The following is a 13,543-nucleotide window of genomic DNA, read 5'->3' on the forward strand; positions in this document are numbered from 1 at the left end:
TGCCTGACACTTACTCCGGCACATACATCTTTTGCAATGGTAATAAAGCTCTGATGTCGTTCTACATCTTTTCATACCAATGCACAACTAACTTAACAAGTTCTTCTAAATCCACTAGACTTACGGAATTGTGTTTAGCTACAGATACAGCCTATGCTGTAAAGCCACCGGTAAAGACGAAAAGACTGTCGCGTCATTAGGATTTGCACCAAGTAATGGTTGTACTTCAGGAGCTGTTGCAGAAGCCTTCCAGTGTTTGACTTTGGCCTTAATGAACGGTTTCTCAAATCCAAACGCATCATTAAAAGCAAGGATTTCTACACCGCCATCGGGACCTTTCGGACTCATTCGCACCTATTCTAATATGAATTTAAACTTAAAAATAAGTAATGGAATGGCCTAAATGCAAACGCTTACCATAAGTCTAGAGTATCATAAATTCAGATTTAACAAACGAAACTCGCGACTTATGTTTTTCTACTAGTCATTTGAATTTCTTGCGCCATCATTGCTCCTAGTAAAATGAAGAAGTAGCGAAATAGAACATGCATGTGCGTTTCTTTTTCATGCTATTTTCTCATAGGAGGATTACAATCCTTTAGCATTCGAGGTGGCATGATCGATGAATTGAGGAAGGAAAGCCAATTTGAAGAAAATGTAATGCAGACGGAAGATGAGTCCCTTCAAATCATTAATGATATAGCAACCCCGGTTACAGCTGAATGGAGAGATTGTCTCGTAAATGCGATGGATCGGCTGACTCTTGCCGAACAACAACTCGTCCAACGCCTTTTCATAGAAGGGTTCACACTTTCGGAATGTGCTGAGCAATACGGAATTAAAGTTGCGGGAGTGAAGAAACTGCGGGAGCGCATGCTCGTGAAACTGAGAAATGAATTGACTGGGTGAGGGTTACTTTTTAGTGGCGGTTAGGCACTTCACTGATTTTGTTGATTGTACATTTCCCGAAATTTGTTGGATACTTTCCAAGGACTCTACAATTCGTCATTGTCATTCCCAAGCTAAAGTCTTGAGGTCCGGTAAGTAGTTTGGTATAAAGTTTGCTTCCTATATTCAATTAGTAGAAAATCCCCTTCCGTCACGCTTAGTAATGGAAGGAGATTTTTATAGTTGATTGGTCAGCCTCTAGGAGACAGATACTTTCTCAGTCCCACTCCACCTTTGGGTTCTTTGTCACACAATCAATGTGCACGTTCGTTTTAATCGTCCCTCCAAATGTGTGATTGGAGCCGAATGCGACGTGAATTGTATTGTAGGCTTTTTCATCTTCTAGTATGTTGCCTGTCAGGCGGGCAGCATGGTTTGTGCCAATTCCAAGTTCGCAAAGGAAGCGGCCGTCTCCTTCTCCTAGCAACCCCAGTAATTGTGCACCGACTTCCCCGCTCGCAGTCACCAACCGACCACGTTCAATCGTTAATACGACTGGTTCTTGCAGCAATCCAATTCCAGCTATCGAGCCGTCTATTTCGATTTCCCCTTCAGCTACTCCTTCGATAGGCGCAATATACGCTTCTCCTGACGGTAGGTTTCCAGATGCTGCCTTTGTCCGAAATACACCCGTGCTCGGAACACCGTCCCTACCTTCGACAGGGATAACTAGTTCATGCCGGTCACCTGTGCGAATCGTCACTGTTTTCGCCTGCGTCAGGTTCGAGGTCATTTCATGCGTTTCTTTTTCCACAACGCTGTAATCCGCCACCATCGCACCATTTAGGAACATATCTTCCGTAATACCTGGCATTGTAATGACGCTAATTCCTTGTGAATTTGCACTTTTACGTGCGACGGTATGTGTCAAGGAATGCTTCGTCAAACAAAATACCAAGTCATAATTTAACATTTCCTGTGCCGTCGCTTCCGGGGGCTCTTCACCCGATTTCGTTCTGTCTTCCATGACATGCGAACTCACTTGCCACCCGTCTTTCTCCAGCGCATCACCGAACTTCCTACCTAATTTTTCGGTGCTGACATCCGTAAGAACGAGAATATTGACGGTTTTATCGATAGAGAAGTTATTTACCATTAATGATGCAACTGTCTGTTGAAAATCTTTCAATTTTTCTTCACCCTTTCGTTTCGAAAAAATCTTAAAATGAAGTCAACCATTCGCATGAATGGTTGACTTCATTTCTTGTTCTATAATAGAACCTAGACTATGATAACTCTGCTGCGATACGAGCAACGATACTCCTAGGTAGGATAACAGGGAGACCGGTTGTTTCTTTCACAACTATTTTATGTCTTTCTGTATACCCCATGCAATCCAGAACAATGACCGTAGCACCTAGTTCTTTAAGTTTAAGCGAGGGTGTAATCAAATCTTCATCACTTTGATAAGGATTAGCGCTTTCTACGGCAAGGGGAATGTCCCCCCACTTTTCCATTAATGTATCTTTTTGTTCCATTAACGGAACAATTATACCTAATTTCCCATTTCCCAATACACTTTCCACCATCCCATTTAAGACTTTATCGGGAAATAGCAATGGTTTATTGTGAATGAATGTCGGAAAACTTCCTGTACAAAGGAGAATTGTACTTGATACTTCCTCCTCAAGCTTTGCTATTTTTTCTTGTACTAAAGGAAGAAGCTTTGACTTTCCTAGTTTTGCATAACTCCCTGATCGAAGTCTAGATACATAAGTGGGTTCTCCATCCGAAGGTGCAAACGCCTCAATTTCCTCAAGAGATAAGTCGTCTAGTGCTCCAGCTTCAATAAATTCACAATCATCACCTAGTAATGGTGCCATCTCTGGTGTCATATCCACACGTGGCGATTGACCAATCGTGATTAATCCAATCTTCTTAACCATGGGTATGAGTCTTTCCTAGGGTTTGTAAAAACTTCATTGAACCATATAGATTGAGTAAATGTTCAAATTCCTGCTCGTCATAAAATGATATAGTCCCCGCAGTAAATTCTTTAGCGACTTCTACCGCAAATCGAACAGCCTGAGCGATATCTACTTCATGACTTGCCCCTGTCCCGCAGCCCGGAACGGCTGATTGCGCTGTAAGTGCTAATCCTACAACTGGCACATCCGTTGCAACTGCTGGCTGAAGAATACTATTCAAATGGTAAACATCATTTCCATAAGGTGTAATATCCTGAGTAGTAATAGCAAACGTTACGGGTAGATTGCCAGTTGTCATCGACATAATACGCAATAAATCGTCACTGAACTTTAAAATATATCCCTCTTTAACAGTTGGCGACAACGCTATTCCACGATGATTAATCACTTGATTTCCTCTAGTCGTATCAATGGATAAAATAGCATCTACTTCATCTAAAACCTCATATTGATTCATCGTAAGAATGTCTACTGGAGATCCCATAAAGTCCACGGGTTCATGTGGTTCAGTTGGAGCATTAGGGCAAATATGTGTTGTAATTGCCACGTCACCTACCAAACGATCCCCTTTTTTGGACATATCCGCTAACTTCGCTGCAGCGGCTATTGCTGAAACTGCCCCATCAGCATCTGATACAATACCAATTCGACTTGGCCTTGCCCCAATTCCACCCAATCGTCCGACGATACCAAATGTTTTCGACTGTCCGCCTATTGATTTCCCATTAGTACCTTTGATAATAATTTTAACAAAGTCTGTCGAGCCCTGTTCACCTTGAACTGTTTCAGAAGTTGCTACTACGTGCTCATAGTGCTTAAATAAATCGACAACCATTTCACCACTTGCATTTGGATCATCTAATAATTCAAGGATATTCATACTATGTTGCAATGACATGCTTTTCCCTCCTCTTATTTAGTGAATATACTAATTTTTTATTTCAAATTTCATTTACAGACTCCTAGCGCCTACTAATGATTCAATGTAAGGAAGGATCTTTATATTGAGTACTTCTTCTATGACTTCATAGTTCTTCGCAGAAAACATGCCGCTACCTAAACGTAGATTTTGATAGGGTGCCGTAATTACGACGATATGATCACCCTCTGCTAACTCCGATGATGTAACAGGTAGTCCTGTACTAGCTGAAAATGTCATAATCATATCAGGGAATGTCGTTACCCGTTCTCCCTTATTATTATCGACTGACATATATTCGTTCCAAAATGTTAAATCATAGTTACCGGATAATGATTTAAGTGTAAATCTCCCTACATCGAATCCATCTTTCGTTTCCAATTCAAAGGATTTTACTTTTCCTTCATTGATGATTTTTCCACCTAGTACAGAAACTACTCTCTCTATTTTATCTTGTGGGGTTGTTCCATTCACATTCGCTAGTCCGACCTCAACTGCATGTGAAATAGCATTTATAGCTCCGTTAGATTTAATGTACGCTGCTGAAACGGGATTTCTAGCAACAGTGACTAATCCGCCAGCTTGAACAGCCGCCTGCCTAATCATCTTAGAACAGCTTTGAATATTTCCTTTGACTACCATTTCCACTCTAGCAGGCGTCCCTTTCTTTCCACCAACACCAACTTGAATGGATTCGTAATCTTCTAATTCAGTTAAACCCATTGATCCCATTATCCCTGTTGGATGTGCACGTCCATTACAAGCGGCATCTAAAATTGGAATGCCAGTAATCGCCGACTGTAATAAACCATTTACTGTCGCCGCTCCCCCATTCTCATTTACAATATACGCGCTTGGTTTAACGCCCACTGTGGTCTCTAGCAATTCAATGGCTTTTAAATAATCCGTAGGCCTCACGTATTGCTCTTTTGCCGCAGGGGCACCTACTCCAGATACAGTAATAATAACGCCACCGTCGTCCTTCAATTCATCTAATTGAATAAACGTCGGTGTTCCAAGTTCAAAGGCTAGTTCAGCGAATTCCCTCCCACTTTTCATGGAACCACCACCACCGCCACCAAGAATACAGCCACCTATTACTAAAGGGTCTATTAGATCTTTGGTTAACTTTTCTACTATAAACAATGTCTACACCTCTACCTTTGTATTATTGATTTTATCTACCAAATGACACCGGGTAAATGAACCGCTTTTTGTCACAAGTAATTCAGGTACAGTCATGCATATCGCCTCTGCATAGGGACACCTCGTGTGAAACTTACAGCCTAATGGCATATTAGCAGGACTTGGTATTTCCCCTTTTAACGGAATTTTCACCGGCAACATAGATTGTTCGTCATCACTCACAACAGGTATTGATGACAACAAAGACTGCGTATAGGGGTTTTGTGGATTGGTGTATAGGGTTTCAACATCAGCATATTCAACGATACTTCCTAGATACATAACCGCGACGTGATCAGCAAAGTTTCTTACCAAACTTAAATCATGGGTAATAAATAAGTACGTAAGATCAAACTTTTTTTGCAAGTCTTTTAACAATGTAATAATTTTTGCCTGCACAGAAACATCTAACGCAGAAGTTGGCTCATCCAGTACGATAAACTTAGGATTCAATGCCAAAGCCCTGGCAATCCCAATCCGCTGCTTTTGACCACCACTTAAGGAATGAGGATAACGATAGAGAAACTCCTCTGGCAATTCAACAAGATTAATTAATTCTTTCACTTTTTTTAACCGTGAAGCTGCATCCCCAAAATTATGAATAAGTAAAGGAGCCTCTAATATATCTTTAATTTTTTTCCTTGGGTTTAAAGAAGTAGATGGATCTTGATGAACCATTTGCATTTGTTGCTTTAACTTCTTTAATTCTTTATCACCAATGCTTGAGATATCCCTGCCATCGAATTGGACATTCCCTTCTGTCAACTCGTAGAAACGCATAATAGACTTAGCTAAAGTTGTTTTTCCTGAACCCGATTCGCCAACAACAGCCAACGTGGTACCAGTACGTAAGTTAAAAGTAATATCATCGACTGCCTTTACATCCCCAACTTTTCTCTTGAAAAAACCTTTATTAATGGGAAAGTACTTCTTTAACTTTTCTACCTGCAGTATGTTGGTGTCCATCAATTTCACCCCCTTCATCAAAAAGATGACAAGACACACTTCGACCATCAGGCATTTTTTTCAGTGTTGGTGGCACTACATTGCATTTATCCATTCGCATCGAACAGCGATCGTAAAAACGACAGCCCGGAGGCGGATTGATGAAATCTGGTATTTTACCGTCGATTCCATCACCCATTTGACCATTCAACTTAGGAATAGAGCTTAATAAGCCTTTTGTATAGGGATGATAGGATTCACTGAACAGCGTTTGTGTAACTGCTTCCTCAATAACTTCACCGGCATACATGACATAGACCCGATCACTGATCATCCTTGCTACTCCCAAATTATGCGTAATGAATATCATTGAAATGCCTTCCATTTCAACTAATCTTTTCAATTCTATTAGAATCTGATCCTGAACAGATACATCAAGCGCTGTTCCTGGTTCATCAGCAATTAGAAGTTTGGGCGTATGAATTAAAGCCAATGCAATAACAATCCTTTGCCGCATTCCGCCACTTAATTCAACAGGGTAGCGGTCGAGAATCCCCTCTGGATCAGGGATTCTCATTTTTTCCAAGACCTCTATCGCTCTTGCTCTACCTTTTTTCCTTAGCTCTCTTTTTGCTTTAATGGACGTGAATAATATATTACTTTTTCCTTGCCACATATACACATCGATTAAATGTTGTCCGATTGTGAATACCGGGTTTAGGGCAGTCATAGGATCTTGGAAGATCATTGAGATCCCATTCCCCCTGATTTTCTGCCATTCTTTTTCACTTAATCCTAATAAACTTTTACCTTCAAATAGGATTTCACCATTTTCGAAATGTGCCGGGGGTGTGGGTAATAAACCTAATACAGATCGAACAGTTACAGACTTTCCGCATCCCGATTCGCCAACTAAAGAAATAACTTCCCCTTTATCGACTTCAAGGGAAACCCCGTTAATGACCTTTGCGACCCCTTCAAAGGATTTGAAGTTTATTTTCAAGTCCTTAATTTCCAGTAACGTTTCGCTCTTTTCACTCATTATGTTCACCCCTCTTTATCCACTTGCACGTCAAAGACATCTCTTAGTCCGTCACCTAGTAAATTAAAGCCTAAAACAGTTACTAAAATCGCTAGTCCTGGGAATGTTGCTTGCCACCACATTTCCGGAAGATAGACCCTTCCTTCTGCGATCATTGTTCCCCATTCTGGAGTTGGAGGTTGTGCGCCTAATCCCAAGAATCCTAAACTGGCACCTGTCAAAATGACAAATCCCATATCTAATGTCGCTTTAACAATAATCGTTGACATACAATTTGGCAGAATTTCTGTAAATGCAATTCTCCACTTACTGGCACCTAGACCTTCAGAAGCTAAAACAAATTGTTCACCTTTTAAACTAAGTACCTCCCCTTGAACCAGTCTTGTAAACCATGGCCACCATCCGAAAGATATCGCGATCATGATATTCAATAACGTTGCTTCCATAATTGCAGCAACAGCCAATGCTAAAACAAGTGATGGAATAGCTAGGAAAATATCCGTTACCCTCATGATTACTGTATTTACTTTTCCACCCCAAAATCCTGCGATTAAGCCAAGGGGTACACCAATTCCAATTGCAATTGTCAGAACTGTAAAGCCTAACATTAATGAAATTCGAGCGCCAAATATGATTCGGCTAAAAATATCTCGTCCCACTTCATCTGTGCCAAATATATGGTCCAAACTCGGTGGCTTGTTCATTTGATCAAAAAAGATAGCGCCAGACGCATGATCTGGATAGGGAGCAATCCACGGCGCAAAGATAGCCATCAGTATTATTAGTACAACAATAGCTAGCCCAACAAGACTTAATGTACTGCGCTTCATTCTACGCCAAGCTCGTTTTCCTTCATCTGAACGCAAATTTTTGTTTGACACTGCATCATTAATTACCGGATTATTGTTTAAGGTCGACTTCATCAATTATCACCTACGAATCATATTTAATTCTTGGATCTAATATTCCATATAAGATATCTACAATTAAATTAGCTATAGCAAATGCTACACCGATTACGAGCGTCACACCGACAATTGCATTATAATCTTTATAAATTACACCTTGTACACCATACTGTGCCATGCCCGGCCATCCAAATACTGCCTCTACCAAAAACGCATTGCCTAGTAAGGCACCAAATGACAGACCTATAATTGTTAATGTAGAAGCAAAAGCATTTTTCAGCATGTACTTATAAACAATCATTCCTTTTGGTAAGCCATACGATCTAGCAGCTAAAATATAATCTTTGTTTAATTGTGCAAGCATATTTGAACGCGTTAACCTCATAATTTGAGCCGTCGTCGCAATCGATAATGAAATAGATGGAAGGATGATGTGTTTTAAACTGTCAAAGAATGCTTCAAAGTTTAATGTCAGTAAACTGTCCAGCAGTCTCATTCCAGTTATGGTCGTCGGTACAATATCCCCTCTGCCTACGACTGGCAACAACGAGAACCAGTAAGCAAAAACGATTTGCAACATAATTGCCACCCAAAACTTAGGTAATGCAATTCCAGAAAGGGCCACAACCCGCGTTGCATGGTCTTCCCACTTATCTTTTCGTATCGCAGAAATAACTCCCAACGGCACGCCTATCACTATCGAAATCCCCATCGCAATTAAGATTAATTCAAAGGTGGCTGGAAATGTTTCAAAAATATCTATAGCCACATTTCTATCCGTTTGTAGTGACTGTCCCATATCCCCTTGGAAAACACCTTTTATATAATTAATATACTGAATAGGTACAGGATCATTTAATCCCAATGAATCTTGCATTTGCTCTATTTGCTGTGGTGTTGCCTCGGGTCCTAACTTTAAGCGAATAGAATCGCCAGGCATGATTCTGGATAATCCAAAGATCAATATTGATAACCCTAAGAGAACCGGTATCATATGCAATATTCTTTTCACAAGAAATTCTTTCATATTGGCACATCCTATTCAGAATAGCGGAAGAAGAGAAGACCATAAGCCTTTTCCCTCCCACCACAATTTATTTTACTGATAGATTGTAGAATCCAAGATCATATCCGAGTATCCCAACGTATTTATACCCTTCTACATAATCACGGAAGGCGATACGGTGATTCGGATTGGCAACATAAAGTGATGGTGCATTATCAGCAATTAAAGCTTGTGCTTCCTTGTAGAATGCCGTTTGCTCTTCAATATTCACTGACTTCCTAGCTTTTTCTAAAACCTCTGTCGTTGCAGGATCATCATACCAACTCGAAGAGCGATAACTTCCATGTGCACTCGGGTGGTAAATTCCATACGTATGGCTATCAACGTGAGGATATTTTAATGTGTCAGAGATAGCAACGAGATGAGGTGTTGTTTCCATCTTCGCCGTAGACTCTGTAACTTGTGTCCAAGGTCCACCAACTAGTTTCACTTTTATGCCAATTTCAGCCAAATTACTTTGTAACAACTGTGCAATTTGCCTTTGTGCTGGCGTATCCGATAAGTACATGAATTCAACTTCCAATTCTTGTCCGGCATACTTAGATTTCGCCATATATTCTTTTGCTTTTTCAAGATCTTTTTCATAAACCGCTACATCGTCATTATGTCCTGGCACTAAAATCGGAACGGGTCCTTCAGCTTGCGATGCACCATCCAAAATTTGTTCTGTTGCCACTTTATAGTCAAATGCATACATAATTGCTTTTCTTACATTAATATCATCCGTTGGCGCTTTTTGTGTGTGGATTGGTATGTGGAATAATTGAACACTAGGGTCTTCTTTAACAACGATGCCTTTCGCTTTAGCGAATTCCTTGTACGTATCAACCGTTAACCATTGGTGCACCATATCCGCATCTCCGGAATTCAGCATTGTTTTAACAGTTGCTTGCTCCGTAATAATCTTCATTTGGATATCTTCAATTTGCCCCTCAGTCCAACCTTTCCAGTAATTATCATTCTTAGCAAACGTGAGTTGTGATCCGCGATCCCATTTTTCTAATAAATATGGACCTGAACCTGCAACATGACTTTCAAGATACTTTTGACCGTAGTCTCCGTTATCACCGAAATCGCCATCTTCCTTGTTCTCTAAAATTGTTGCACTATCCACAATGAATAATTGCGTTAATGTAGATACAAATGGTGCGTACGCGCTATCCAGTACAAATTCTACTGTGCTTTCATCTGTAGCTTTTACGTTATCAGGATTTAACACGCCACTCCATAGCCAAGAGAAACCTTGCTCAATTGCCATCATACGCTTAATTGAAAATACGACGTCATTTGCTGTCAAAGCATTTCCACTTTGGAATTTAATACCGTCTTTAATTTTGAAAGTATATACTTTACCATCCTCTGAAACTTCCCATGAATCTGCAATATGCGGGCCAGGCTCCATTGAACTTTCCTCAATCTTTGGATACACTAACGGGTCATACGTATTTAATACTGCAATCATTTCTGTTTCATCAGTGTGTTTAGCAGGGTCTACAGATCCCACAACCTGTTGTGCAACATACACAAAGGGTCTATCTGGCTTACTAGAAGCTTTACTACCGGACGGGGCACTTTCATTCCCCTTTTTATCAGTAGACTTCTCTTGACTACAACCCACAATCATCATTAACGCAATACATACAGTGATATATAAAGTCAGCCTCTTTTTCATAATAAACCTCCTGTTATAATGATTTTTTTATTTGCGAATACGTTAAACCTAATTTATTGATATGACTCTGTATATCTTCTTTTTCCTTCAGCAATTGTTCGAGAATTTCCAAAACTTTTTCTTCAGGCAAACGATACATTGGGCCCGCTGCGGTTAAAGAAGCTACTATTTGATTGTTACAATCAAATAACGGGACTGCAATTCCTACCACATCTTTTGTCAATTCACCATAAGTACAACAAAATCCTTGCTCGCGCACTTTCTGTAGGGATTCTTCAACTTTCCCTGGATCAGTCACTGTATTATCAGTGAATTTCTTTAGTTCCCTGCTTAAAATCTTTTTTCTTTCGTCTTTAGGTAAATACGCCAAAACAACTCGATTGGAGCTACCTGCATGTAAGGCTCTTCTTGTTCCTACTTCAAAAATAAATTTAATACTTTGTGTGCTTTCAGCTACTGCTACACTCACTACTTCCTGTTCATCTAACAAAGCTAGAAAAATTGTTTCATCTGTTTCTTTCACTAATCGTTCCATATAAGGATAAATTACATCTTTAAATTTCAATTTATCCTGTAAATGAACACTAAATTCTAGAAACTTAATACCTAACTCGTATTTCAAAGTCTCCTGATCTTGGACTATATAACCGTAGTCTTGAAAGGTGGATAATATCCGATGCGTTACAGTTGGGCTCAACTTCATTTCTTTTGCAAGTTGTCGTACTCCCCAAGATGAATCTTTCTTAAAGTATTCCAGCAGGTCTAACGCATTACTAACTGTTTTAAGACTCATTATCCTTCACATTCCTCCTTATGGGGTGTTCCTATATACGGAACAGTGTTCCGAATAGTCTGTAATTTAACTTATCATATAATATAATAAATTAAAAATCAATAGAATTTTTTGACAGTATATCTACTTGGTAAAAACACTGATGAATTAATAGAGGCATTAGAGAACCCAACGTCGATAGTGTACACCACCTCTAAACAAGCTGTAATCATGATATATTCGCTGTTGATAACAGGCTATACATTCTTCTATAATTAAGGTATCCATACATATCTGTACTAATATACAAAAAAATTTACGAATGGAAATTAATAAAAATACATTGATGTATACCTAACTGATTGGAACACTTCGTAACAATGGAATATCTAATGACGAATTGCTTAATCAGGTTGGACAACACAATATAAGCCATGGGGTAAAAGTGAAACCCTACTTTGATTTCACTGGGTGAATTGAATAATGAAATCCACCTTAAAGGTTAGAGTCAAACTAATTTCAACTATACCGATTATGAAAAGTTGAACATCTAGGGGAAATTCATGGAGAAGTCTTCTTACGATGCACATTCCTCAAGATTTGAAGCAACACTATTAAAATTTATCACTATACAGTTTTAATTCATTATTGGCTGAACAAACGGAATGCCCTATTGTTAATGTACAAATAAATGCGCTCTGATACTGTCAGAGGTTATCAGAAAAAGGCAATCATGTTTAATGGATGATCGCCTTTTTCTATTTGAAATTTAGTTCTTGTGCATTAAACAAAGACAAATAATTCATATATGCAAGTAAATATTCAAAAATCACTTAACCTTTACATAGATGCCTGATTATATATATATCACTTCAAAAAACTCAGCCCTATTGTATATTTGGGCTGAGTTTCTATTTCATTCACAATAAACTTCATTCGGACATCTTTCTTTAATGATTTATTGTCCTTGCTCCGAACGCCGGTAGTGATATTCAAATAATATTCCCCATAGCCCCAATTTGTTAGCGAAGCGATGAGTAGTTTCGTGGGTGTGGTTGGATAAACTGTTGTGGTGAACAAAGTAACTCGTTCACTTCCATCAGATTTCCGTGACACCATGAACTTCTTCGTAATCGGTACAGTCATTTCTAAGAAATCACTACAAACTGAACACCCATAAGCCGGTCAGTCGCCTTCTCAATATCCAATACAACATGTCCTTAAAAAGAATCATACCCCAGTGCTCCAAAATCTTGAGCCGTCATTTTCAATAGATCCGCAATCTCTCTAGGCGATAACTATGGTTCCAATGTTTCATAATCGCCACAGTTCCTGAAACGATGGGGGTGGAAAAGGAAGTTCCTCCATCCTTATTATATGATTGCTTCGGGAACGTCGTAAGTATCCGTTCGCCAGGTGCGACCAGATCTACATATTGATTGTAATTTGAAAAACTTGATTTTACATTTTTTCAACCACTGCTCCAACTGATATGACATTTTCATATGATACAGGATAAAAAAAGAACTTCCTTTAGCGCATTATTATCAGCCACAATAACGATAACAATTCCTACACGGACTGCACGCTGAATAACTTCATTCTCTATTGCTGAAGAATTAGTACCTCCAAGACTTAGATTGATGAAGTCGACTTTCTTTGAAATTGCATACCTAGATCCGGACATTCCTCTGCTAAGGCGTCTGAATTTAATGGATGTTTCCCGAACATTAATAAAAGATACTCGTGGAAATTAGAACTCTTCCCGAGGACCTCATCATGCTTATTCAGCTAGAACCTTTATAATTATCACATCATTGCCCCATTTGAAAGGTACCTACGAACGTAATTTTCACGGAGTCTACCTTCACCAGTCTATGCAAATGCTCAAGTTTAGTATTCATGAGGATAAGGAGAGCTATTCGAAACACTAGCACTACAAGCACTACGTATTTCAGTCCAAACAACGAAATACAAAAAAATCCTGAAACTTCCTGGTTAATATTCAGGTGTTTTGCGAGGACTCATCGACAAGGCATTATTTAAGGATGCTTTTATGGATTATGATGTAGCGGTTAAAGGATTTTACTTTCGATAGAAAGCATGTAGAAACAGTTTTCTAACAGACCCATCAACACTACAAAATAGACTTATAACC

General features: G+C 39.3%; 12 protein-coding genes and 2 pseudogenes. 1 reads left to right on the forward strand and 13 read right to left on the reverse strand.

Features of this window, described 5'->3' with window-relative positions; all coding sequences use genetic code 11:
• Nucleotides 1-61: 61 nt before the first annotated feature.
• Nucleotides 62-354, reverse strand: a pseudogene (locus AZE41_RS18640) (restriction endonuclease); the annotation flags it as partial.
• A 261-nt stretch (nucleotides 355-615) separates the two neighbouring features.
• On the opposite strand from AZE41_RS18640, the gene AZE41_RS18645 reads away from it, so the two are divergent.
• A complete protein-coding gene (locus tag AZE41_RS18645) occupies nucleotides 616-909 on the forward strand; it encodes a sigma-70 family RNA polymerase sigma factor (protein WP_067212697.1) in 294 nt (97 codons plus the stop codon).
• A 256-nt stretch (nucleotides 910-1,165) separates the two neighbouring features.
• Here the strand turns inward: AZE41_RS18645 and AZE41_RS18650 are convergent, their stop codons facing one another.
• From AZE41_RS18650 to AZE41_RS23385, 12 genes and pseudogenes are all read right to left on the reverse strand, one after another.
• On the reverse strand, nucleotides 1,166-2,077 hold the full coding sequence (locus AZE41_RS18650) for an aminopeptidase (RefSeq protein WP_231885718.1): 912 nt from the start codon (nucleotides 2,075-2,077) through the stop codon (nucleotides 1,166-1,168).
• A gap of 97 nt (nucleotides 2,078-2,174) precedes the next feature.
• Nucleotides 2,175-2,834 carry an AroM family protein gene (locus tag AZE41_RS18655; protein ID WP_067212699.1) on the reverse strand — a complete coding sequence of 220 codons (660 nt, stop codon included), beginning with the start codon at nucleotides 2,832-2,834 and terminating at the stop codon, nucleotides 2,175-2,177.
• Nucleotides 2,827-3,774, reverse strand: coding sequence for a DUF1177 domain-containing protein (locus AZE41_RS18660; protein ID WP_067212702.1), 948 nt, complete (start codon nucleotides 3,772-3,774; stop codon nucleotides 2,827-2,829). The genes AZE41_RS18655 and AZE41_RS18660 overlap by 8 nt, the downstream gene beginning before the upstream one ends.
• A gap of 54 nt (nucleotides 3,775-3,828) precedes the next feature.
• A complete protein-coding gene (locus tag AZE41_RS18665) occupies nucleotides 3,829-4,941 on the reverse strand; it encodes an S-methyl thiohydantoin desulfurase domain-containing protein (protein WP_067212705.1) in 1,113 nt (370 codons plus the stop codon).
• Nucleotides 4,942-4,944: 3 nt separating this feature from the next.
• Entirely contained in the window at nucleotides 4,945-5,946 is a 1,002-nt protein-coding gene (locus AZE41_RS18670; protein WP_067212707.1) for an ABC transporter ATP-binding protein, read from the reverse strand.
• Nucleotides 5,894-6,967 (reverse strand): ABC transporter ATP-binding protein, encoded by a 1,074-nt coding sequence (locus tag AZE41_RS18675; RefSeq protein WP_067212710.1) that lies wholly within the window; start codon nucleotides 6,965-6,967, stop codon nucleotides 5,894-5,896. Before AZE41_RS18675 ends, AZE41_RS18670 begins: the two co-directional genes overlap by 53 nt.
• A gap of 5 nt (nucleotides 6,968-6,972) precedes the next feature.
• Complete coding sequence (locus AZE41_RS18680) at nucleotides 6,973-7,890, reverse strand: ABC transporter permease (protein WP_067212712.1); 918 nt, start codon at nucleotides 7,888-7,890, stop codon at nucleotides 6,973-6,975.
• 10 nt (nucleotides 7,891-7,900) lie between these two features.
• On the reverse strand, nucleotides 7,901-8,902 hold the full coding sequence (locus AZE41_RS18685; protein WP_067212714.1) for an ABC transporter permease: 1,002 nt from the start codon (nucleotides 8,900-8,902) through the stop codon (nucleotides 7,901-7,903).
• 67 nt (nucleotides 8,903-8,969) lie between these two features.
• Nucleotides 8,970-10,613 carry an ABC transporter substrate-binding protein gene (locus AZE41_RS18690; RefSeq protein WP_067212717.1) on the reverse strand — a complete coding sequence of 548 codons (1,644 nt, stop codon included), beginning with the start codon at nucleotides 10,611-10,613 and terminating at the stop codon, nucleotides 8,970-8,972.
• A 13-nt stretch (nucleotides 10,614-10,626) separates the two neighbouring features.
• Nucleotides 10,627-11,406, reverse strand: coding sequence for an IclR family transcriptional regulator (locus tag AZE41_RS18695; RefSeq protein WP_067212720.1), 780 nt, complete (start codon nucleotides 11,404-11,406; stop codon nucleotides 10,627-10,629).
• 1,246 nt (nucleotides 11,407-12,652) lie between these two features.
• Nucleotides 12,653-12,838 (reverse strand): annotated as a pseudogene (locus AZE41_RS23735) (S8 family serine peptidase); the annotation flags it as partial.
• 48 nt (nucleotides 12,839-12,886) lie between these two features.
• The gene (locus AZE41_RS23385) at nucleotides 12,887-13,072 is read right to left on the reverse strand and encodes a hypothetical protein (RefSeq protein ID WP_067212724.1); all 186 of its coding nucleotides are present in this window, start codon (nucleotides 13,070-13,072) and stop codon (nucleotides 12,887-12,889) included.
• Nucleotides 13,073-13,543 lie beyond the last annotated feature (471 nt).

The sequence above is a fragment of the Sporosarcina psychrophila genome, assembly GCF_001590685.1.
GTDB lineage: Bacteria > Bacillota > Bacilli > Bacillales_A > Planococcaceae > Sporosarcina > Sporosarcina psychrophila.